We start from the raw sequence: 22,146 nt of genomic DNA on the forward strand, positions 1-22,146 counted from the left end.
ACGCATGCATGCTGTTGAACTGTTTATCCAGGACCTTGCCGTGATCATGTTGATCGCCGGCGTCGTCACCGTCGTGTTCAACCGTTTCAAGCAGCCGGTGGTGCTGGGCTACATCGTGGCCGGCGTCATCATCGGCCCGCACACGCCGCCGTTCAACCTGATCCAGGACGACAAGACCGTTCACATCCTGTCCGAGCTGGGCGTGATCTTCCTGCTGTTTTCGCTGGGTCTGGAATTCAGCCTCAAGAAGCTGGCCAAGGTCGGCGCCACCGCCGTGGTCGCGGCCGTCGCCGAGATCATGCTGATGATCTGGATCGGCTACGAGATCGGCATCTACTTCGGCTGGAAGGCCATGGACGCGGTCTTCCTCGGCGCCATGCTGGCGGTGTCGTCGACCACCATCATCGTCAAGGCGCTTAATGAACTGGGCATGAAGAACGAGAAGTTCGCCCAGATCATCTTCGGCATCCTGATCGTCGAAGACATCCTCGCCATCGGCATGATCGCGCTGCTGTCGGGCATCGCCACCAGCGGTTCGGTCGATTCCGGCGAAGTCGTCAACACGGTCGGCAAGCTGCTGCTGTTCATGGTGGTGTCGCTGGTGGTCGGCATCCTGATCGTGCCGCGCCTGCTCAACTACGTCGCCCGTTTCAAGAGCAACGAGATGCTGCTGGTGACGGTGCTGGGGATCCTGTTCGGCTTCTGCCTGCTGGTCATGAAGCTTGAGTACAGCGTCGCGCTGGGCGCCTTCCTGGTCGGCGCGGTGATGGCCGAATCGCGCCAGATCCACCGTATCGAACGCATCATCGAATCGATCCGCGACATGTTCAGCGCCATCTTCTTCGTCGCCATCGGCTTGCTGTTCGACCCGAACGTGCTGGCCAAATACTGGTTGCCGATCACGGTCATCACCTTCGCGGTGGTATTCGGCAAACTGTTCAGCTGCGGCATCGGCACCTTCCTGGCCGGCCACGGCGGCCGCACGCCGATGCGCGTGGGCATGGGACTGGCGCAGATCGGCGAGTTCTCCTTCATCATCGCCGCACTCGGCGTCAGCCTCAAGGTCACCAGCGATTTCCTGTACCCGATCGTGGTGGCGGTGTCGGCCGTGACCGCGCTGCTCACGCCTTACCTGATCAAGGCCGCCGATCCGCTGTCGGCCAAGGCGGTCGAACTGGTGCCGAAAAAGATTTCCGGCATCTTCGGCATGTATGCAAGCTGGCTGGAAAGCCTGCAACCGCAAGGCGAGAAGGCGGAGATCAGCAAGATCATCCGGCGCATCCTGGTGCAGGTGCTGGTCAACATCGCACTGGTGGTGGCGATCTTCCTGTGCGGCGCCTTCTTCGTGGACGGCATCGGCGGCCGGCTGTCGACCTGGATAGGCGATGAGCAGGTGCGCAAGGCCGTGATCTGGGGCGGCGCTCTGGTATTATCGCTGCCGTTCCTGATCGCCACCTACCGCAAGCTGCAGGCGCTGGCCATGCTGCTGGCCGAAGTCGGGGTTAAGCCGGAATTCGCCGGCGCCTACACCTCCGGCGTGCGGCGCGTGATTTCCGAAGTGATACCGGTGATGTCGATTCTCGGTATCATGTTGCTGATCTTTGTCCTGAGCGCCAGCATATTGCCGCCGCTCAACCTGCTGGCCTTCGTGCTGCTGGGCGCGGCCGGGCTGCTGTGGTTGTTATGGAACAAGCTGGTCAAGCTGCACTCGCGCCTGCAGATCGCGCTGTTCGAGACGCTGGACGAGAAGCCGGAAGATTCCCACTAAGTTGTTTTAACCAATCATTTCCATAGTCATGACTCAAGACGAACTCAAACAAGCGGTAGCCCGCGCCGCCATCGACTACGTGGTCGACGGCGAAATCATCGGCGTCGGCACCGGCTCCACCGCCAACTTCTTCATCGATGAGCTGGCCAGGATCAAGGACCGCATCAAGGGCGCCGTGGCGTCATCGGAAGCCACCGCCGAGCGCCTGCGCGGCCACGGCATCAAGGTGTTCGACCTCAACGACGTCGAAACCATGCCGGTCTACATCGACGGCGCCGACGAGATCAATGCCCAGGGTGCGATGATCAAGGGCGGTGGTGCGGCATTGACGCGCGAAAAGATCGTGGCCTCGGTGGCGCAGAAATTCGTCTGCATCGCCGACGGTTCCAAGCTGGTTGACGTGCTCGGCAAGTTCCCGCTGCCGGTGGAAGTGATTCCGATGGCGACCAGCGTGGCGGCGCGCAAGTTGTCCGCGCTCGGTTGCGAGGCGAAGCTGCGCTTGAAGGACGGCAAGCCGCTGGTGACCGACAACGGCTGCTACATCCTCGATGTGGTCGGGCTGAGCATCACGGAGCCGGCCGAGATTGAAGCGGCGATCAACAACATCGTCGGCGTCGTGACGGTGGGTTTGTTCGCGCGTCAAGGTGCCAACGTTTGCTTGCTGGGTACGCCGGATGGGGTGAAGAAACTGGAGTTCTGATCTGCTTGTGATGTGAGCACGAATGAAAAAGCCGCCCGATGAGGCGGCTTTTTCATTGGGGCAATGACGTGTTCAAGGCTGTTTCGCCTTCTCCGCCTTCTCCGCCTTCCCCGCCTTCTCCTCATCCCGCGCAATCGCGACGCTCATCTTCGCCGGCACGATCCTCTTGCGCAGCGTGTCGTTGAGCTGGTCCAGCGTCAGCGCGGCGATGCGGTCGTCCAGTTGCGCCGCCCAGGCGTAGGTGCGATCGAGATCGAGCAGGTTGACCCAGCCGTTGCTGATGGTGTCGTCCTGCGCGCGCGATTGTTCGCGTTGCTGGCGGATGCCGGATTTGGCGCGGTCCAGTTCTTCCGATGTGAAGCCTTCCGTGATCAGGCGCTGCAATTCTTCGCGGATGGCGGCGTCGACCTTGTCCAGGTTTTGCGGCGCGGCGATGGCGCCGATGCCGAACTGGCCGGCATTGCTGAGCGCGCCGACCGACAAGGACGTGCCGATGCTGTACGACAGTCCTTCACGCTGGCGCACGCGGTCGGCCAGGCGCGACTTCATGCTGGCGCCGCCGATCAGGTAATTGGCGACCACCAGGGCAGGATAGTCGACGTCTTCGTCACGGATATCCAGGCCGAGCTTGGCGAGGTAGGTGCCGTTTTCCTTGTCGGGCGTGTTGATGAACTGGCGCGTCGGCGCCACCTCGGCGTAGTCCTGCAGCATGCGTTGATACGGCGCGGCGCTCTTCCAGCCGGCCAGGGTTTGCTGGATCACGCGTGCGGCTGTATCTGGATCGAAGTCGCCGACGATGGCGACTTCACCGGTGGAGGCGCCGAAGAAATCGCGATGGAAATTCTTGACGTCGTCCAGCGTCAGCGCCTGCACCGCCGCGATGCGCTGATCCAGCGTGCGCGCTGCGCGCCAGTCGCCGGGGGGATAGTGGTCGAAGTGCAGCGACAAGGCTTCAGAGGCGCGCTCGGTCGGATCGTTGCGCGAGGATTCCAGGCTGACCAGCAACTGCTTGCGCAATTGCTCGAACTCGGCCGGTTCGAAACGCGGATGCTGCAGGACGTCGGCCATCAGCTTCAGCGCCGCATCGAGATTGCCGCGCGTGGTCTGGAAGTTGTACACGCCGCCGGCGATCTTGAGGCGCGCAAATTCATCCGCCAGTTGTTCGCGCGTCATGGACATGCTGCCGCGCGACAGCATCTCGTCGGTCATGGCCGCGATGGTCTTCTTGCCGAACAAGGTTTTTTCATCGCCCCAATCCAGCTTGATGCGCACCGATACGGTCTGGCCGCGCGTTTTCTTCGGCAGCAACGCCAGCTTGAGGCCGCCCACGCGCAATTGCGTGGTGCGCAGATCAAGATTGGCGGGCGAGGTATCGAAGGCTTCGCCGGTGGCGATCGCGGCGCGCGGACGGTACGATTGCAGTGCGCTTTCCAGGCTTGGCGCAACCGGAATCTCGCTGCGTTGCGGCTGGTCTTCAGGAATGAACAGTCCCACCGTGCGGTTGTCGCGGCGGAAGTATTTCGCGGCGGCGCCGGCGACTTGCTCTGCGCTCATCGCGTCGACCTGATCGCGTCCGGCGAACAGCAGGCGCCAGTCGCCCAGCGCCAGCACGTTCGACAGCGAGATGCCGATGCGCTGGTGGTCGCTCAGCAGACGTTCATAACCGTTGGCATTGGACACGCGCACGCGCGCCATCTCGGCATCGGTGGGCGGCGTGGTCGCGAACGATTCGATGGCGTCGGTCAGCGCTTTGCGGACCGGCTCCAGCGGCTCGCCTTTCTTGACGACTGCGCCGATGATCTGCAGTCCCGGCGCATAACCGCTTAACTGGAATTGCATGATCGCGCTGGCCTTGCCGGTTTCCACCAGCAGCTTGTGCAGGCGGCCGTTGGGTGTGTCGGCCAGGATGTCGGCGGCTACGCCGACAGCATCGGAATCGATGTGGATGCCGGAGGGGATCTTGTAGCCGACATAGACAAGTTGCACGTCGCCGCTACGGCGAATGGTGAACTGGCGCTCGCCGTCCTGGGTCGGTTCAACCGTCCAGAACGTCGGCAGCGCGCGCGCCGGTTTCGGCATCTTGCCGAAGCTGCGATCGACCCAGGCCAGCACCTTGGCCGGATCGAATTTCCCCGCCACCAGCAGCACTGCATTGTCGGGTTGGTAGTAAGTGCGGTAGAAGGCCTGCAGGTTCTCGATCTTCACGTGCTCGATGTCGCTGCGGTTGCCGATGGTCGAGTTGCCGTAGTTGTGCCAGTCGAAGGCGATGCTTTGCATGCGTTTGACCATCACCGAGCCCGGCGAGTTTTCGCCGCTTTCGAATTCGTTGCGCACCACCGTCATTTCGCTGTCGAGATCCTTCTGTGCGATGAAGGAATTGAGCATGCGGTCAGCTTCCATGACGATGGCCCATTGCAGGTTCTCATCGCCGGCCGGGAAGAATTCGTAATAGTTGGTGCGGTCCAGCGAGGTGGAGCCGTTGAAGCTCATGCCGCGCTTGCTGAACTCTTGCGGGATCGCGCCGTGCTGCGGCGTGCCTTTGAACATCAGGTGTTCCAGCAAATGCGCCATGCCGGTTTCGCCGTAGTTCTCCTGGCGCGAGCCGACCATGTAAGTCATGTTGACGGTCGCGGTTGGCTTGCTGGCGTCAGGCATCAGCAGCAGCTTGAAGCCGTTGCTGAAGCGGTATTCGGTGATGCCTTCGGCAGACGGGCCCTGGCTGACGCCGGCGGGCAAGGGCAACACCGGCGGCGTCTGGGCCAGCGCATGGGCGCCGCCGACGGTCAGGAACAAGGGGAGCAGGCAGCGGGCCAGTGAAGCAGGGCGGAGCAGGGACATGTTTTCCTGATGGTGATCGAAGGGGAGGCGTGACGGCTATTCTACGGAAGGCAGGGCAAAGGCGTCGTGACCGGCATGCGACCGGCCAGGCATGGAAAAATCCGAAGCAGGGAAGAAACAGGAGGAACGAGGCAGGAAGCGAGGCAGGAAGCGGGGCTGAAGGGCAGCAAAAGAGATGCGGTCCAGGCGGCGCAATGCGCCTGAACCGCGGAAGCACGGTTCAGCGTGCAGCTCAGTCGCCCGGTGGCGGGACGTAGCCTTGCGCTGCGTCGGCGCCTTCGCCGAAGAAATGCTTTTCCATTTGCACGGCCAGGTATTTGCGCGCGCGCGCATCGGCCAGCATCAGGCGGTTTTCATTGACCAGCATGGTCTGGTGCTTGAGCCAGCCGGCCCAGGCTTCCTTCGATACGCTTTCGTAAATGCGCTTGCCCAGTTCGCCCGGGTACGGCGGGAAGTCGAGGCCTTCGGCTTCCTTGTTCAGTTTGATGCAGTGGATGGTGCGTGCCATGTTGATTCCTTGGTTAAAACATTGATGACGTATTCAGGGAAGACATGAGACCGGCTTTGGGAGTCAGCGGTTGAGCGCATGGCGATGCAATCTCACGTCCTGATTTCTACATTATAGATTCTTGATCAGCACCAGTGACTTGCGTTGCCAGTTGTACATGTGCTGGCGATCCTTTGGCAGGTCGTCCACGGTGGCCGGCACGAAGCCGCGCCGCAGGAACCAGTGCGAAGTGCGCGTGGTCAGCACGAACAGCTTGTTCAGGCCCGACTCGCGCGCGCGCGTCTCGATGTGCTTGAGGATACGTTCGCCGTCGCCCTGCGCCTGGACTTCCGGGTTGACGGTCAGGCAGGCCATTTCGCCCATTCTTTCCTTCGGGAAAGGATAAAGCGCGGCACAGCCGAAGATCACGTTGTCATGCTCGATCACCGAGAAGTAATGGATCTCGCGCTCGATCAGCTCGCGGCCGCGCTTGACCAGCGTGCCGTCGGCTTCCAGCGGTTCGATCAGCTTGATGATGCCGCCGACGTCTTCGATGGTGGCTTCGCGCAGGCTTTCCAGGTTCTCGTACGTGATCATGGTGCCGATGCCGTCATGCGTGAACAGCTCCAGCAGCACCGAACCATCGGTGGAGAACGGCACGATGTGGGCGCGCGAGACGCCCGCATTACAGGCCTTGACCGCGCTCTTCAGGTAGAAGGCAGCGTCGGGCGGCAGGAAGTTGGCCTGCAGCACGGCCTCTGCCTGGTGCGACGACAGTTCGCGGATGTCAGTGCCGCCGGCGTCGTGCATCAGCGGTGTTTCGGTCAGGAAAATCAGTTTCTCGGCGCGCAGCGCGATGGCGGCGGTGACCGCCACGTCTTCCATCGCCAGGTTGAAGGCCTCGCCGGTCGGCGAAAAGCCCAGCGGCGACAGCAGCACGATGCCGCCGGCATTGAGGATGGGATGGATGGTGTCGGCCGCGACTTTACGCACGATGCCGGTCAGCTGCAGGTCGGCGCCGTCGATCACGCCCATCGGGCGCGCCGTGACGAAATTGCCGGAAATGACGCGGATCGCGGCGTGCGCCATCGGCGTGTTGGGCAAGCCCTGGCTGAATGCCGCTTCGATGTCCAGGCGCAACTCGCCGGCGGCTTCCTTGGCGCATTCCAGCGCGGCCGGGTCGGTGATGCGCAGGCCGTTGTGGAAACGCGCCTCGACGTTGCGCAGCGCCAGTTGCTCTTCGACCTGCGGTCGCGAGCCGTGCACCACGACAATACGGATGCCCAGCGCATGCAACAGCGACAGATCCTGGGCCAGCACGGCCAGCCCGCCGGCCGTGACCAGCTCGCCCGGGAAGGCGATCACGAAGGTCTTGCCGCGGAAGGCGTGGACGTAAGGCGCTACGGAGCGCAGCCAGGCCACGAAGCTGGCGAAATCGGTGTCATTTTCCATGTTGCGCATTATAACCAGTCGTACCGCAGATGTTTGGCGCAGGGCGGTTTTTTGCACCGCAATGTTGCAGGGCTGTTTCACCCGCGCGAAAAGAGCCGTTTTGGGTCCGCCGGGCAGGCCAAGCGCAGGGAGTAGGTATAATGCCAGCCGTTATGTCCGCCCCCAATTCTCCCCAAGCTCCCCAGCCAAAAAACAAGTCTGCCCAGCAGTCGCCGCGTGTTGCCGTACCGTCGCGTGTCCAGGTGCGCAACCCGCTGCCCGAGATCACCTTCCCCGAAGAGCTGCCGGTTTCCGGCCGCCGCCAGGAAATCGCCGAGGCGCTGCAAGCCAACCAGGTCATCATCGTCAGCGGCGAGACCGGTTCCGGCAAGACCACCCAGCTGCCCAAGATCTGCCTGCAACTCGGTCGTGGCGAAAAGGGCCTGATCGGCCACACCCAGCCGCGCCGCATCGCCGCGTCGTCGACCGCCAAGCGCATCGCGCAGGAACTCGGCACGCCGCCGGGCGAACACGTCGGTTTCAAGGTGCGCTTCAACGACACGCTGAGCAAGGGCGCCTGGGTCAAGCTGATGACCGACGGCATTCTGCTGGCGGAGACGCAGACCGATCCGCTGCTGCGCCAGTACGACACCATCATCATCGACGAGGCCCACGAACGCAGCCTCAACATCGACTTCCTGCTCGGCTACCTGAAGCAGCTGCTGCCGAAGCGTCCCGACCTCAAGGTCATCATCACCTCGGCGACCATCGACGCCGATCGTTTCTCGCGCCACTTCGGCACGGAAGTCAACGGCGAGCTCAAGCCGGCGCCGGTGATCGAAGTCTCGGGCCGGCTGTATCCGGTCGAGATCCGTTATCGCCCGGTCGACAATGCCGACCGCAGCAATCTTGCGCCGGAAGTGGCCAATGCCCGCGCCAGAGCCGAAGGTCGAGCGACGCAAGCGCAGAAGGACCGCGACCAGCGCGACCTGATGGATGCCGTGGTTGATGCCGTCGATGAACTGGCGCGCATCGGCTCCGGCGACGTGCTGGTGTTTTTGCCCGGCGAACGCGAAATCCGCGACGCCGCCGAGGCGCTGCGCAAGCACCATCCGCCGCACGTCGAAATCCTGCCGCTGTTTGCGCGCCTGTCGGCGCAAGAACAGGAACGCGTCTTCAAATCAAGCAACGCGCGCCGCATCGTGCTGGCCACCAACGTCGCCGAAACTTCGCTGACCGTCCCCGGCATCCGCTACGTGGTCGATGCCGGCCTGGCGCGCGTGAAGCGTTACAGTTACCGCAACAAGGTCGAGCAACTGCAGATCGAGGCGGTCGCGCAATCTGCCGCCAACCAGCGCGCCGGCCGCTGCGGCCGCGTTGCCGCGGGCGTGTGCATCCGCCTGTACGACGAGCAGGATTATTTGCAGCGACCGAAATTCACCGAGCCGGAAATCCTGCGCTCGTCGCTGGCCTCGGTCATCCTGCGCATGAAGTCGCTGCATCTCGCCGATGTAGAAACCTTCCCCTTCATCGAGCCGCCGCTGGGCCGCGCCATCGCCGATGGTTATCAGTTGCTGCAGGAGCTCGGCGCAGTCGATGAGTTCAACCAGCTGACGCCGCTGGGTAATCAACTTGCGAAGTTGCCGCTCGATCCGCGCGTGGGCCGCATGATCCTGGCCGGCCGCGAGAATGCCTGCCTCTCCGAATTGCTGGTCATCGCCTCGGCGTTGTCGGTGCAGGATCCGCGCGACCGTCCGATGGAAGCGCAGGCCGCCGCCGACCAGGCGCACAAGAAATTCGCCGACGAGAAATCTGAATTCCAGAGTTACCTGCGGATCTGGAAGTGGTTCGAAGAAGCCGTCGAGCACAAGAAATCCAATCGCCAGCTGCAAGACCATTGCCGCGCCAATTTCCTCTCGCAGTTGCGCCTGCGCGAGTGGCGCGACGTCCATTCGCAACTGCTGACCATCGTGCGCGAGCAGGGCTGGCGCATGAACGAAGCGCCGGCGACCTACGAGCAATTGCACACCGCCTTGCTGACCGGCTTGCTCGGCAACGTCGGCTTCAAGTCGGATGAAGATCCGCATTACCTTGGCGCGCGCGGCATCAAGTTCCACATCTGGCCCGGTTCCAGCTTGCAGAAAAAAGCAGGCAAGTGGATCGTCGCCGCAGAGCTGGTCGACACCTCGCGCCTGTACGCGCGTTGCATCGCGCAGATCCAGCCGGAATGGCTGGAGCGCATCGGCGGCCATCTGCTCAAGAAATCCTGGGGCGAACCGCGCTGGGAAAAGCGCAGCGCGCAAGTCACCGCATCCGAACGCGCCACCTTGTACGGTCTGGTGGTGTACAGCCAACGCCGCATCAACTTCGGCCTGATCAACCCGCAGGAAGCGCGCGAAATCTTCATCCGCGACGCGCTGGTCGGCGGCGACTTCGACACGCGCGCACCGTTCTTCGCGCACAACCAGAAGCTGGTGCGCGAGATCGAAAACCTCGAACACAAATCGCGCCGCCTCGACGTGCTGGTCGACGACGAACTGATCGCCGCCTTCTACGACAAGCTGATTCCGGCCGACATCTGCAACGGCATTACTTTCGAGAAGTGGCACAAGGACGCCACCGCTGCCAACGCCGACCCCAAATTGCTGTTCCTGAACCGTGACGACCTCATGCGTCACGAAGCCGCAGGCGTGACCACCGAGCTGTTCCCCAAGACCATGACGGTGGCGGGTTTGTCGATGGCGCTGTCGTATCACTTTGAACCCGGCACGCCGCGCGACGGCGTCACGCTGACGGTGCCGCTGTACGCGCTGAACCAGGTATCCGCCGCGCGCTGCGAATGGCTGGTGCCCGGCATGCTCAAGGAAAAGGTGCACCTGCTGCTCAAGTCGCTGCCGCAAAAGCTGCGCCGCCATTGCGTGCCGCTGCCCGATTACGCCGCCGGTTTCTGCGCGCGCATGGAGGAGCGTCACCTGTTCGGCAAGGGCGACCTGATCGATGCGCTGATCGCCGACATCCGCGAGCAGATCACCATCATGGTCAAGAGCACGGACTTCAAGCAGGAGACCTTGCCGGCGCATCACGCGATGAATTTCAAGATCGTCGACGAGCACGGCCGCCAGCTGGAGATGGGGCGCAACCTCGGCAGCCTGCAAGCCGAATTCGGCGGACAGGCGCGCGAGCAGTTCCAGAAACTGGCCGAGCAGACGGCGATTACCGGGATTGCGACGCCGGCGGCTGCAACTTTGGCTGCAACCAGCGCCAAACCGGCAGCCGGAAAAGCTGCGGCGGCTACCCCTTCAGGCGCGAGCGCGGCGTCGGTTTCCGAATATGGCAACCTCACCAACTGGACCTTCGGCGAGCTGCCCGAGCTGCTGGAAATCCAGCGTGGCGCAGTCGGGCCAAATTCGGGCAAGTCACAGACGCTGATCGGCTTCCCTGCGCTGGTCGACAAGAAGACCCATTGCGATCTCGAAGTCTTCGACGATCCCGCCGACGCCGCGCGCCAGCATTTTGCCGGCCTGCGCCGCCTGTTTGCGCTGCAACTGAAAGAACAGCTCAAGTATCAGGAAAAGAACATCCCCGGCCTGCAGCAGATGGGCATGCAGTTCATGGCGCTGGGATCGCAGGAAGAGTTGCGCGACCAGATCCTGTCCGCAGGCCTGGAGCGCGCCTTCATGCAGGAGCCGCTGCCGAAGAACGCCGACGAGTTCAACCGCCGCAAGGAAGAGGGCAAGGCGCGCTTCGGCCTGCTGGTCAATGAAATCGCACGCCTGGCAGGACTGGTGCTGGCCGAGTACTACACGCTGCCGAAGAAACTGCAAACCATCAAGGCGCATGCGCAGGCCTCGGCCGACATCCAGTCGCAGTTGCAGAACCTGGTCGGCAAGCGCTTCATCGCCGACAGCGACTACAACAACCTGATGCATTTCCCGCGCTACCTCAAGGCGATCAACGTGCGCCTTGAAAAGCTGCGCGCCGATCCGACCCGCGATGCGCGCCTGCTGTCCGAATGGACCCAGGTCGCCGCGCCGTGGCAGCGCGCGCAAAAAGACCGCGGCGCCGGCGACCCAAAGATGCAGGAATTCCGCTGGCTGCTGGAAGAGCTGCGCGTGTCGCTCTTCGCGCAGGAGTTGAAGACGCCCATGCCGGTGTCGGTCAAGCGGCTGCAGAAGGTGTGGGAGACCATGCAGCGTTGATGGCCCGGCATGGAGTATTTGAAGAACGATGCTGCGATTAGCGTAGAATTGCAGCACTTTTACCGCAATCTATTTTCAAAAAGACAATGGCAATCAAATCCGACAAATGGATCCGTCGCATGGCGGAAAGCGAAGGCATGATCGAACCGTTCGAGCCCGGTCAGGTGCGCGAGGCCAACGGCCAGAAGATCGTCTCCTACGGCACCTCGTCCTACGGCTACGACATTCGCTGCGCCAACGAATTCAAGATTTTCACCAACATCAACTCGACCATCGTCGATCCCAAGAATTTCGATGAAAAATCCTTCGTCGATTTCCATGGCGACGTCTGCATCATCCCGCCGAACTCGTTCGCGCTGGCGCGCACGGTCGAATACTTCCGCATCCCGCGCAGCGTGCTGACGATCTGCCTCGGCAAGTCAACCTACGCGCGCTGCGGCATCATCGTCAACGTCACGCCGTTCGAGCCGGAATGGGAAGGCTACGTCACGCTGGAGTTCTCCAACACCACGCCGCTGCCGGCCAAGATATACGCCGGCGAAGGCTGCGCACAGGTGCTGTTCTTCGAAAGCGACGAGATCTGCGAGACGTCGTACAAGGATCGCGGCGGCAAGTATCAGGGGCAGCATGGGGTGACTTTGCCGAAGACCTGAACTGCATCGCTTTCTTGTATCGCTCTCAAAAAACAGCCGCATGTTTCCTGAACATGCGGCTGTTTTTCATTGGTGGACTGTCAGCGCTTCCCGGCTGCCTTCGCGCATTTCCTCGCCTCTGCAATAAACCGCTTTACCGCCCCTGATTGTCCGCTGTCGCGATACGCCAGATGCAGCGGCGCTTTCAAGTCGGGCGCGTCATCGATGCCGAGATAGCTGACCGACTCCAGTTCGACATGGCGCATTGAGGCCGGGATGATGGAGATGCCCAAGCCTGCCGCTACCAGACTCAGCGTCGACAGGTTCTTGCGCGCTTCCTGTTCGACGCGCGGGCTGAAACCGGCGGCGCGGCAGGCGGCGATGATGGTGTCGTACAGGCCGGGGCCGCTGGGACGCCGGTTGAGTATGAACACTTCTTCGGCCAGCGCCGCCAGCGCCACGCTCTTGCGGCGCTTGTTGCGCACCAGCGGATGGGCCGCGGGCAGGGCGACGATCATTTCTTCCACCATCATGGTTTCGATCGTGATATCGCTGACGTCGCCCACTGGCGAGCGGATGAAGGCGACGTCGATGCGATTCTGGCTCATCAGCGCCACCAGGTCGGTGGTGCTGCTTTCCTCCACCGTCAATGCAACGTCCGGCACGGCGTCGCGGAACGCACGGATCACGGTCGGCACGAACGGATGCAACGAGGCGGATTCGGTGAAACCCACGGCGATGCGACCGAGCTCGCCGCGCGCGATGCGTCGCACGCCGGCCACGGTGGAGTCGACTTGCGCCAGGATCTGGCGCGCATCCGTCAGCAGCGCCTGGCCGCTTTCGGTCAGTTCCATACCGCGCGGCAGGCGGTTGAACAGCGTCACGCCAAGCTCCTTTTCGAGCGCGCGGATTTGCTGGCTCAGCGGCGGTTGCTGGATGCCGATGCGTTGCGCGGCCTTGGTCAGGTGGCCTTCTTCGGCGACGGCGATGAAATAGCGCAGCAGGCGCAGGTCGATGGCTGACATATGATTTATATATGGTTGATGTGCTTGCCATATATTAGACAAAATAACGACGCAAGAGTAGCCTTCTGTCTGTGGTCGCAACGGCCGCGCAGAACAGAAGGCAGAACAGAAGGCCAACAGCATGCTCAACGACAACAATCCGCTTTCATCCACTCCGCCGGTCATGCCGGAAATCCGTGTCGTGCCGACCTCGCGCGAGTTGTTCCTCGGCTTCCTCGGGCTCGGCATGACAGCCTTCGGCGGCGCGCTGCCGCTGGCGCACCGCATGGTGGTCGAGCGCCATCGCTGGCTCAGCGAAGACGAATTCGTCGAACTGCTCGGGCTGTGCCAGTTCCTGCCGGGCGGCAACATCATCAACCTGTCGGTGGCGCTGGGCATGCGCTTTCGCGGCGTCAAAGGCGCGCTGGCGGCAATTCTCGGCCTGATTGCGGTGCCTTCGATCGTCGTGGTGATGCTGGGAATTCTTTACCAGCACTACCAGCACGATCCCTTGATCAAGCACCTGTTCGCCGGGCTGGCCGCGGCCGCGTCCGGCTTGCTGATCCAGATGGCGGTCAAGATCGCGCTGCCGCTGCGCAAGAACCTGGTGCTGGCCGGACTGGCGACGATCTGCTTCATCGCCATCGCCTGGCTGCGCATTCCCCTGCTGTGGACCATGCTGGTGATGACCCCGGTGAGCGTGGCGATCACCGCCAGGTTCGCCGGGAAGACTGCCGCGAAAGACGAGGCCAGGAAGGGAGCCGCATCATGATCCAGACCCTGATCGCGCTCGGACTGATTTTTTCGGAATTGTCGGTGCTGGCCTTCGGCGGAGGCAACACCATCCTGCCGGAGATGCAGCGCCAGGTGGTGGACGTGCACCACTGGATGACGGCGGAAGATTTCAGCGCGCTGTTCGCACTCGGCCAGGCCGCGCCCGGGCCCAACCTGATGATCGTGACGCTGATCGGCTGGCACGTGGCCGGCTTCTACGGCATGCTGGTCACGACCATCGCCAAGTTCGGCCCGTCGTCATTGGTGACCATCCTGATGCTGCACGTATGGGAGCGTTTCAAGGACCGGCCGTGGCGGCGTCACGTGCAATCCGGCTTGCTGCCGGTGACCGCCGGCCTGGTGGCCGCCAGCGCCGCACTGATTGCGCATGCCTCGATCAGCAACGGCATCCTCGCGGCGATCACGGCGGCGACAGCCATCATTGCGCTCAAGACCAAGCTGCATCCTTTGTGGCTGCTGTTCGGGGGCGCCATGGCGGGAATGATTTTCCTGCGATAGCTGGTGGTTGTTTCAGGCATATCCCGGCAATAAAAAAGCCGATCCGGTTTCCCGGATCGGCTTTTTACTTACGTCCGGCGTTGCCGCTTACTGGCGCACGCAATCCACAAAGTAATCGCGGCGGCCGTTCACTTCACGCTTGACCAGGCCATGCACGTCGGTTTCGAAGCCCGGGAATTTCTCGTTGAAATCGCGCGCAAACTTCAGATAGTCGACGATGGTCTTGTTGAAGATTTCACCTGGGATCAGTAGCGGGATACCCGGTGGGTAAGGCGTCAGCAGGATCGAGGTAATACGGCCTTCGAGCTCGTCCAGCGGCACGCGGTCGATCTCGCGATGGGCCATCTTCGAGAACGCATCGGACGGCTTCATCGCCGGTTGCATGTCGGACAAGTACATCTCCGTTGTCAGGCGCGCGACGTCGTAGGCGCGATAGGTTTCATGGATCTGCTGGCACAGGTCGCGCAGGCCCAGGCGCTCGTAGCGCGCGTTGCGGCCCTGGTTCGCGGCGGCGAACTCGGGCAGGATGCGCCAGATCGGCTGGTTCTTGTCGTAGTCGTCCTTGAACTGCTGCAGCGCCGTCACCAGCGTGTTCCAGCGACCCTTGGTGATGCCGATGGTGAACATGATGAAGAAGGAATACAGGCCGCACTTCTCGACGATAACGCCGTGCTCCGCCAGATACTTGGTGACGATCGAGGCCGGGATGCCGTTCTCGCCGAACTTGCCGTCCAGCGACAGGCCAGGCGTGACGATGGTCGCCTTGATCGGGTCGAGCATGTTGAAGCCCGGCGCCAGGTTGCCGAAACCATGCCAGTCGTCTTCCGCCTTGATGACCCAGTCTTCGCGCTCGCCGATGCCGTCGGCGGAGAAGCTGTTCGGTCCCCACACCTGGAACCACCAGTCCTGGCCGAATTCCTGGTCGATCTTCTTCATGGCGCGGCGGAAGTCCAGCGCTTCGAGGATGCTTTCTTCCACCAGCGCAGTGCCGCCCGGCGCTTCCATCATCGCCGCGGCGACGTCGCACGACGCGATGATCGAGTATTGCGGCGAGGTCGAGGTGTGCATCAGGAAGGCTTCGTTGAAGGCGTCCTGATCGAGCTGCACGGTTTCCGATTCGCGCACCAGGATTTGCGATGCCTGCGACAGGCCGGCCAGCAGTTTGTGGGTCGACTGGGTGGAGAAGATCATCGACTTCTTGGCGCGCGGACGGTCCTTGCCGATCGCGTGCATGTCCTTGTAGAAATCATGGAAGGTCGCGTGCGGCAGCCAGGCTTCGTCGAAGTGCAGCGTGTCGATTTCACCGTCCAGCATTTCCTTCAGCGTCTCGACGTTGTACACCACGCCGTCGTAGGTCGATTGCGTGATGGTCAGGATGCGCGGCTTCTTGTTGACGGCTTCGCGGGCGAACGGATTGGCTTCGATCTTGCGACGGATGCTTTCCATCGTGAACTCTTCCAGCGGGATCGGTCCGATGATGCCGAGGTGATTGCGGGTCGGCATCAGGAACACCGGAATCGCGCCGGTCATGATGATCGAGTGCAGGATCGACTTGTGGCAGTTGCGGTCGACCACGACGATGTCGCCCGGCGCCACTGTCGAGTGCCACACCATCTTGTTGGAGGTCGAGGTGCCGTTGGTGACGAAGTAGCAGTGGTCGGCGTTGAAGATGCGCGCCGCATTGCGTTCCGAATCGGCCACCGGACCGGTGTGGTCGAGCAGCTGGCCGAGTTCTTCGACGGCGTTGCAGACGTCGGCGCGCAGCATGTTCTCGCCGAAGAATTGATGGAACATCTGGCCGATCGGCGACTTCAGGAATGCCACCCCGCCCGAGTGGCCGGGGCAATGCCATGAATACGAACCGTCCTGCGCGTAGTGCACCAGCGCGCGGAAGAACGGCGGCGCCAGGCCGTCGAGGTAGGACTTGGCTTCGCGGATGATGTGGCGCGCCACGAACTCCGGCGTGTCTTCGAACATGTGGATGAAGCCGTGCAGTTCGCGCAGGATGTCGTTGGGGATGTCGCGCGAGGTGCGGGTTTCGCCGTACAGGTAAATCGGGATGTCGGCGTTCTTGTGGCGGATTTCACCGACGAAGGCGCGCAGGGATTTCAGCGCAAAGTCGGTTTCTTCGGACGAGCCGGCGCCGAATTCTTCATCGTCGATCGACAGGATGAAGGCGGACGCACGTGATTGCTGCTGGGCAAACTGCGACAGGTCGCCGTAGCTGGTTACGCCCAGCACTTCCATGCCTTCTTCCTTGATGGCGTCGGCGAGGGCGCGGATGCCGAGGCCGGAAGTGTTTTCAGAGCGGAAATCTTCGTCGATGATGACGATGGGGAAACGGAATTTCATAGGTTCTCCAGGAGAACGCATGCGGGATCAGGGTCATGCGTTCAGTTCAGTTAAAACTTCGACTGCGCCTGGGCGAAAAGCTTACGCGCTCGGACGGTTGCTTTTTGATATGGGCAAACCGGTCAAAACAATGTCGCTGCAAGTTGAAAGGCTGGATCGGAATGTTCCGGATCTGGTGCGCTCCCTGCCTGGCAGAACCTTCGTGGACCTGTTGCTCGTGCTGGCGTTCCGGATCGCGGCGACGCTGCAGCGGAGGCAGGTTTTAAAAAGAAGCCGAATTTTCGCAGATATCGCCAAACGATGGGGCGAAAAATCCGCGCGTTTTTGTTGAAAATCAGGGAAAAACAACAAAAAGGCCTGCGGGCCTTTCAGCGTCTTTCGTATGTCACAAATGCGTAGTCAAATCCCTGCGTTTCGGCGCGATGGGTTTCACGCGCGGTCTCGCGCCACAGCTCGCGGTCGATGGCCGGGAAGAAGGCGTCGCAGTCGAAGGCTTTGCTGATTTCAGTGACGATCAGACGCGTCGCCAGCGGCAGCGATTCGGCGTAGATCTGGGCGCCGCCGATGATGAAGGCGTCGACGCCGGCCACCAGCGCCGCGGCTTCTTGCAAGGATGACACTGTTTCGACGCCGGCGTGGGACCAGTCGCGGTTGCGCGTGATGACGATATTACGGCGATTCGGCAAAGGCCGTCCGATCGAGTCGAAAGTCTTGCGTCCCATGATGATGGGATGGCCCGAGGTGGTGCGCTTGAAGTGGGCGAGGTCTTCCGGCAGATGCCAGGGCAGGGTGTTGTTGATGCCGATGCCGTTCTGGCTGTCGGTGGCGACGATGACGCACAGTGCGCCGGAGGCGGAAGGTGTAGGTGACATGCCGATACTTGTGTAGGATTGCCGGAAGTCCGGCGCGCCTTGTGTCCCTTTGCGCCGCCGGTGAGCGCGTCATATTACAGGACAGTTCGCCCGCGATGGAACTTTATGGGTCGGAGTTGTCCTTATAGAGGTATCCCCGGTAACGTCCGCAAGAACCTGGCCAGCCTGTCCGTGGTGAGTCAGCGATGGTTCTTTGGTGGTTCTGCGCGGCAACGTTGTGGCGTAGTCTGCGACGCCATTGCAGGCAGCCCGCAGGCGCAGCAGCCCGGCCAACGCAGCAATCTTTCACGGTCTTGCCCGTGTTCCGACGAAGTGTTCGGTCAACTTGGGCAACATTGGGTAAACTACGCCAACTTTCGAAACGCGGAAGAGCGTTATCGGATAAGAAAAACTGCATGTCAGACGGAAATCCAATGGTCTTATCTTTGTATCGGCGGGGCGCCTTGAAAGCTGCCGCCAAGCTGCACCCGTCTCGTCTTCTGGGGCAACTGCTCGTGCCGGCTGCGCTGACCGCGCTGCTGGCCTTGTATGGAAACAACGCGGCAGCGTTCGACTTCAACGACGTTGCCGTGCGCGCCAAGGCGCTGGCCGGCAAGTCGTACAAGAAGCCGGCCGACAAACTGCCCAAGGAGATCAAGGATCTCAGCTACGAGCAGGCCAATCAGTTGCACTTCAAGCAAGATCGCGCCTATTGGCGTCCGGAAAAACTGCCCTTTGAGTTGTCATTTGTGCATCAGGGCGGCGGTTACGTCGAGCCGGTGCGCATCAATGAAATCATTGGCGGCGGCGTGCGCGAGATCGTCTTCAATTCGGCGTTGTTCGATTACAGCCATACCCGCATCGATCCGCGCCGCGTGCGCAACATCGGTTTCGCCGGTTTCCGCATCCGCTATCCGGTCAATTCCGCCAAGGAAAAAGACGACGTCCTGACCTTCCTCGGCGCCAGCTATTTCCGCGCCATGGGCAAGGGCCAGGGCTACGGCATTTCGGCGCGCGGCCTGGCGCTCGACACGGCGCTGTATTCGGGCGAGGAGTTCCCGCGCTTCACCGAGTTCTGGCTGGCCCGCCCGAATCCGGGCGACAAGGAACTGACCATCTACGCGCTGCTGGATTCGCCGCGCGCCACCGGCGCTTATCGCTTCGTGCTGCGTCCAGGCGTCGACACCACCATCGACGTCAAGGCGCAGCTGTATCTGCGCTCCAATGTCACCAAGCTTGGCATCGCGCCGCTGACCAGCATGTTCTTCTTCGGCGAAAACCAGAACGGACCGAGCGACGATTTCCGTCCCGAGGTGCATGACTCCGACGGCCTGTCGATCCAGTCCGGCACCGGCGAATGGATCTGGCGTCCGCTGGTCAATCCCAAGCGCCTGCTGGTGACCGCGTTCAGCCTCGACAATCCGCTCGGCTTCGGCTTGATGCAGCGCGATCGCCAGTTCTCCAGCTATGAAGACCTGGATTACCATTACGAAGCGCGCCCGAGCACCTGGATCGAACCCAAGGGCAAGTGGGGCGCGGGTCGCGTCGAACTGGTGCAGATCCCGACGCCGGACGAGACCAACGACAACATCGTCGCCTATTGGATGCCGAACGCCATGCCCAAGCCGGGCCAGCCGTTCAACGTCGAGTACAAGATGTACTGGCAGAGGGAAAGCGAGAAAAAGCCGCCGCTGGCCTGGGTGGCGCAGACGCGTCTCGGACACGGCTATCGCGCCAAGTCCGACGACAGCATCGGCATGTCGATCGACTTCGACGGCGGCACGCTCAAGAAGCTGCCTGCCAACGCCAGGGTGGAGGGGACAGTGGAAAGTGACGGCAACGGCAAGATCGTGAGCGTGACAACACGACGCAACGACGTCACTGGCGGCTGGCGCATGGAGTTGAAGTTGCGCCGCAATGAAGATAACAAGCCGGTCGAATTGCGCGGGTTCCTGAGGAACGCCGCCCAGAGCGGCGCCGGCGCAACCCTGTCCGAAACGTGGAGCTACATATTACCCCCCAATTGAGGCAAGCCTCCGACGCACCAAACGCATCAAACGCATCACTGGCCTCACTCGCGTCGCAACAGCTGGAGCGCTATCTCGACCGCCTGACGCTGGCGCCTGAACAGCGCCGGGCGTTGCTCGCCCATGTGAGCGGGCAGGATGCCGGCGACGCCATGCGCAATTTGCACGGCATGCTAGCAGGGGAGCAGCACAATCTGCATGACAATCCCGCGCAGGACTCGATTGCCGCGCGTCTCGAACTGGCTTATCCACGCGCTGCGGCCGACGCCATGGCGCCGGCTGCGCGTGCAAGATCGGCTGAATCGCCACGACCTGTTCCAAGTCCCGGCGACACCATCAAGGTGGCGCCGCCGCTGAATCGCCGCTCGATGGTGCCGCGCCCCTGGGGTACGCTCAATCCGCTGTCGCGCTGGGTCGAAGAAGCCACGCGCGCCTTCGAACAGCGCGCCGCACGCCGCAAGGGCCTGCCGCCGAAAGAACAGGCCTTCGTCGAAGACACGCTTGACCTGCCCGATTCTCCCGATCCGCGCGGCTACTGGACGCACAGCGGCAACGTGCGCCGCGTGGTGCTGCTGATCCTGATGCTGATGCAAAGCGCGCTGGCCACGTATTTCATGAGCGACGTGCTGCCGTACCACGGCGAGAAGCCGCTCGAGATGGTCATCCTCGGTTTGTTCGGTTTGCTGTTCTGCTGGGTCTCGGCCGGATTCTGGACCGCCATGACCGGCTTCCTGGTGCTCATGCGCGGCGACGATCCGTATTTGATTTCGCATGAGCAGGCCGGGCCGAAATGGATCGCCCCCGATGCCCGCACCGCCATCGTCATGCCGATCTGTAACGAAGACGTGGCGCGCGTGTTCGCCGGTTTGCGCGCGACCTATGAATCGGTGCAACGCAGCGGCGACCTTGACCGTTTCGATTTCTTCGTCCTCAGCGACAGCGGCGAGTCCGATATCTGCACCGCAGAGATGCAGGCCTGGGCTGCGTTGTGCAAGGAAGTCGATGGCTTCGGCCGCATCTTCTATCGCCATCGCCGCCGCCGCGTCAAACGCAAGAGCGGCAACATCGACGACTTTTGCCGCCGCTGGGGCGCCGACTACCGCTACATGCTGGTGCTCGACGCCGACAGCGTCATGAGCGGCCAATGCCTGTCCACGCTGGTGCGCCTGATGGAAGCACATCCCGGCGCCGGCATCATCCAGACCGCGCCGCGTGCGGCCGGACGCGACACGCTGTACGCCCGCATCCAGCAATTCTCGACGCGCGTGTACGGGCCCTTGTTCACTGCCGGCCTGCACTACTGGCAACTCGGCGAATCGCATTACTGGGGCCACAACGCGATCATCCGCATGGCGCCGTTCATGAAGCATTGCGCGCTGGCGCCGCTGCCGGGCGACGGCAATTTGTCCGGTCCGATTCTTTCGCATGACTTCGTCGAAGCTTCGCTGATGCGGCGCGCCGGCTGGTCGGTGTGGATCGCCTACGACCTTGACGGCAGCTATGAAGAAATGCCGCCGGCGCTGCTCGATGAACTCGGCCGCGACCGGCGCTGGTGCCAAGGCAACCTGATGAACTTCCGCCTGTTCCTGGCGCGCGGCATGCACGTGGTGCATCGCGCGGTGTTCGTGACCGGCGTCATGGCGTATTTGTCGGCGCCGTTGTGGGCGCTGTTCCTGGCGCTGTCGACGGTGTTGCTGGCCACGCATACGCTGATCGATCCGCAATACTTCGTCGAGCCGCGCCAGTTGTTCCCGATCTGGCCTGAATGGCATCCTGAAAAAGCCCTGGCGCTGGTCTCGGCCACCGCCACGATTTTGTTCCTGCCGAAGGTCCTCAGCGTGCTGCTGATCATCGTCAAGGGCGCCAGGGGTTATGGCGGCGCCTTGCGCGTGACGCTGAGCATGCTGATCGAATTGCTGTTCTCGATGATGCTGGCGCCGGTGCGCATGCTGTTCCACACGCGCTTCGTGCTGGGCGCTTTCCTCGGCTGGGCGCTGAGCTGGAAGTCGCCGCCGCGCGCCGACAATGAAACCGGTTGGGGCCAGGCAGTGAGCCGCCACGGCGTGCACTCGGTGTTGGGTGTGGCATGGGGCGCACTGGTGTACTGGCTCAACCCATCCTTCATCTGGTGGCTGATGCCGATCGCCGGCTCATTGATGTTCTCGGTGCCGCTGTCGGTGCTGTCGAGCCGCGTTTCGTTCGGTCGCCTGTTCCGTCGTCTCCAACTGTTTGTGATTCCGGAAGAAGTCGATGCGCCGCGCGAGCTGCGCGACACCGTGGCGCACCTGAACGCCACCGCGCCGCTGCCCGGTTTTGTTGACGCCGTGGTCGACCCGGCCGTCAACGCGCTGGTCTGCGCCGGCGCCCATGGCCATCCGCGCATGCCCGACCTCAGCCGCGCCGCCGGCGATTCGCTGGTGTTGCAGGCGCTGCGCCGCGGTCCTGCGGTGCTGACCGAAAAGCAGAAGCACACCTTGCTCGATGATCCGCGTCTGCTGTCGGCCTTGCACTACGGCGTGTGGAGCCAGCCGACGCGACACTCTTCCTGGATGACGCCGACATGA

General features: G+C 62.4%; 15 protein-coding genes. 9 read left to right on the forward strand and 6 right to left on the reverse strand.

Annotated elements, in window-relative coordinates; translation table 11 throughout:
* The first annotated feature begins 4 nt into the window (after window positions 1–4).
* Together DXT88_RS07700 and rpiA are read left to right on the forward strand one after the other, a co-directional pair.
* Complete coding sequence (locus DXT88_RS07700) at window positions 5–1,768, forward strand: cation:proton antiporter (protein ID WP_265212418.1); 1,764 nt, start codon at window positions 5–7, stop codon at window positions 1,766–1,768.
* A gap of 28 nt (window positions 1,769–1,796) precedes the next feature.
* On the forward strand, window positions 1,797–2,468 hold the full coding sequence (gene rpiA / locus DXT88_RS07705) for a ribose-5-phosphate isomerase RpiA (RefSeq protein WP_265212420.1): 672 nt from the start codon (window positions 1,797–1,799) through the stop codon (window positions 2,466–2,468).
* 72 nt (window positions 2,469–2,540) lie between these two features.
* On the opposite strand, the gene DXT88_RS07710 is transcribed toward rpiA, so the two are convergent.
* From DXT88_RS07710 to argA, 3 genes are all read right to left on the reverse strand, one after another.
* Entirely contained in the window at window positions 2,541–5,306 is a 2,766-nt protein-coding gene (locus DXT88_RS07710) for a M16 family metallopeptidase (protein WP_265212422.1), read from the reverse strand.
* A gap of 232 nt (window positions 5,307–5,538) precedes the next feature.
* Window positions 5,539–5,814, reverse strand: coding sequence for an oxidative damage protection protein (locus DXT88_RS07715; protein WP_116433740.1), 276 nt, complete (start codon window positions 5,812–5,814; stop codon window positions 5,539–5,541).
* A gap of 111 nt (window positions 5,815–5,925) precedes the next feature.
* On the reverse strand, window positions 5,926–7,254 hold the full coding sequence (gene argA / locus DXT88_RS07720) for an amino-acid N-acetyltransferase (RefSeq protein WP_016833039.1): 1,329 nt from the start codon (window positions 7,252–7,254) through the stop codon (window positions 5,926–5,928).
* Between the two features lie 20 nt (window positions 7,255–7,274).
* Here argA and hrpA point away from each other — a divergent pair, with 20 nt between their 5' ends.
* The gene (gene hrpA / locus DXT88_RS07725) at window positions 7,275–11,423 is read left to right on the forward strand and encodes an ATP-dependent RNA helicase HrpA (RefSeq protein ID WP_407649277.1); all 4,149 of its coding nucleotides are present in this window, start codon (window positions 7,275–7,277) and stop codon (window positions 11,421–11,423) included.
* A gap of 86 nt (window positions 11,424–11,509) precedes the next feature.
* Window positions 11,510–12,076 (forward strand): dCTP deaminase, encoded by a 567-nt coding sequence (gene dcd, locus DXT88_RS07730; RefSeq protein ID WP_016833037.1) that lies wholly within the window; start codon window positions 11,510–11,512, stop codon window positions 12,074–12,076.
* 80 nt (window positions 12,077–12,156) lie between these two features.
* Here dcd and DXT88_RS07735 read toward each other — a convergent pair whose 3' ends face one another.
* Window positions 12,157–13,080, reverse strand: a complete 924-nt coding sequence (locus DXT88_RS07735) for a LysR family transcriptional regulator (RefSeq protein ID WP_265212429.1) — start codon at window positions 13,078–13,080, stop codon at window positions 12,157–12,159.
* Window positions 13,081–13,201: 121 nt separating this feature from the next.
* Here DXT88_RS07735 and DXT88_RS07740 point away from each other — a divergent pair, with 121 nt between their 5' ends.
* On the forward strand, window positions 13,202–13,831 hold the full coding sequence (locus DXT88_RS07740) for a chromate transporter (RefSeq protein ID WP_016833035.1): 630 nt from the start codon (window positions 13,202–13,204) through the stop codon (window positions 13,829–13,831).
* Window positions 13,828–14,352, forward strand: coding sequence for a chromate transporter (locus tag DXT88_RS07745; RefSeq protein WP_265212433.1), 525 nt, complete (start codon window positions 13,828–13,830; stop codon window positions 14,350–14,352). The genes DXT88_RS07740 and DXT88_RS07745 overlap by 4 nt, the downstream gene beginning before the upstream one ends.
* Before the next feature lie 87 nt (window positions 14,353–14,439).
* Here the strand turns inward: DXT88_RS07745 and DXT88_RS07750 are convergent, their stop codons facing one another.
* Window positions 14,440–16,704: an arginine/lysine/ornithine decarboxylase gene (locus DXT88_RS07750; RefSeq protein ID WP_265212435.1), complete on the reverse strand. Its 2,265-nt coding sequence runs from the start codon at window positions 16,702–16,704 to the stop codon at window positions 14,440–14,442.
* A gap of 19 nt (window positions 16,705–16,723) precedes the next feature.
* Here DXT88_RS07750 and DXT88_RS07755 point away from each other — a divergent pair, with 19 nt between their 5' ends.
* Window positions 16,724–17,035, forward strand: a complete 312-nt coding sequence (locus tag DXT88_RS07755; protein WP_265212437.1) for a hypothetical protein — start codon at window positions 16,724–16,726, stop codon at window positions 17,033–17,035.
* 37 nt (window positions 17,036–17,072) lie between these two features.
* Here DXT88_RS07755 and DXT88_RS07760 read toward each other — a convergent pair whose 3' ends face one another.
* A complete protein-coding gene (locus DXT88_RS07760; RefSeq protein ID WP_265212438.1) occupies window positions 17,073–17,576 on the reverse strand; it encodes a dihydrofolate reductase in 504 nt (167 codons plus the stop codon).
* Between the two features lie 413 nt (window positions 17,577–17,989).
* Here DXT88_RS07760 and DXT88_RS07765 point away from each other — a divergent pair, with 413 nt between their 5' ends.
* Together DXT88_RS07765 and mdoH are read left to right on the forward strand one after the other, a co-directional pair.
* The gene (locus tag DXT88_RS07765) at window positions 17,990–19,582 is read left to right on the forward strand and encodes a glucan biosynthesis protein G (RefSeq protein ID WP_265212439.1); all 1,593 of its coding nucleotides are present in this window, start codon (window positions 17,990–17,992) and stop codon (window positions 19,580–19,582) included.
* On the forward strand, window positions 19,555–22,146 hold the full coding sequence (mdoH, locus tag DXT88_RS07770; RefSeq protein WP_407649278.1) for a glucans biosynthesis glucosyltransferase MdoH: 2,592 nt from the start codon (window positions 19,555–19,557) through the stop codon (window positions 22,144–22,146). The genes DXT88_RS07765 and mdoH overlap by 28 nt, the downstream gene beginning before the upstream one ends.

Origin of the sequence: Herbaspirillum lusitanum (genome assembly GCF_026127345.1) — a bacterium.
Classification (GTDB): Bacteria; Pseudomonadota; Gammaproteobacteria; order Burkholderiales; family Burkholderiaceae_D; genus Herbaspirillum; species Herbaspirillum lusitanum.

What these genes read in the sequence shown, in the direction of transcription:
- DXT88_RS07700 (WP_265212418.1), top strand. Translation starts at nt 5, where the DNA reads ATGCATGCTGTTGAACTGTTTATCCAGGACCTTGCCGTGATCATGTTG.
- rpiA (WP_265212420.1), top strand. Translation starts at nt 1,797, where the DNA reads ATGACTCAAGACGAACTCAAACAAGCGGTAGCCCGCGCCGCCATCGAC.
- DXT88_RS07710 (WP_265212422.1), bottom strand. Translation starts at nt 5,306, where the DNA reads ATGTCCCTGCTCCGCCCTGCTTCACTGGCCCGCTGCCTGCTCCCCTTG.
- DXT88_RS07715 (WP_116433740.1), bottom strand. Translation starts at nt 5,814, where the DNA reads ATGGCACGCACCATCCACTGCATCAAACTGAACAAGGAAGCCGAAGGC.
- argA (WP_016833039.1), bottom strand. Translation starts at nt 7,254, where the DNA reads ATGCGCAACATGGAAAATGACACCGATTTCGCCAGCTTCGTGGCCTGG.
- hrpA (WP_407649277.1), top strand. Translation starts at nt 7,275, where the DNA reads ATGTTTGGCGCAGGGCGGTTTTTTGCACCGCAATGTTGCAGGGCTGTT.
- dcd (WP_016833037.1), top strand. Translation starts at nt 11,510, where the DNA reads ATGGCAATCAAATCCGACAAATGGATCCGTCGCATGGCGGAAAGCGAA.
- DXT88_RS07735 (WP_265212429.1), bottom strand. Translation starts at nt 13,080, where the DNA reads ATGTCAGCCATCGACCTGCGCCTGCTGCGCTATTTCATCGCCGTCGCC.
- DXT88_RS07740 (WP_016833035.1), top strand. Translation starts at nt 13,202, where the DNA reads ATGCTCAACGACAACAATCCGCTTTCATCCACTCCGCCGGTCATGCCG.
- DXT88_RS07745 (WP_265212433.1), top strand. Translation starts at nt 13,828, where the DNA reads ATGATCCAGACCCTGATCGCGCTCGGACTGATTTTTTCGGAATTGTCG.
- DXT88_RS07750 (WP_265212435.1), bottom strand. Translation starts at nt 16,704, where the DNA reads ATGAAATTCCGTTTCCCCATCGTCATCATCGACGAAGATTTCCGCTCT.
- DXT88_RS07755 (WP_265212437.1), top strand. Translation starts at nt 16,724, where the DNA reads ATGCGGGATCAGGGTCATGCGTTCAGTTCAGTTAAAACTTCGACTGCG.
- DXT88_RS07760 (WP_265212438.1), bottom strand. Translation starts at nt 17,576, where the DNA reads ATGTCACCTACACCTTCCGCCTCCGGCGCACTGTGCGTCATCGTCGCC.
- DXT88_RS07765 (WP_265212439.1), top strand. Translation starts at nt 17,990, where the DNA reads ATGGTCTTATCTTTGTATCGGCGGGGCGCCTTGAAAGCTGCCGCCAAG.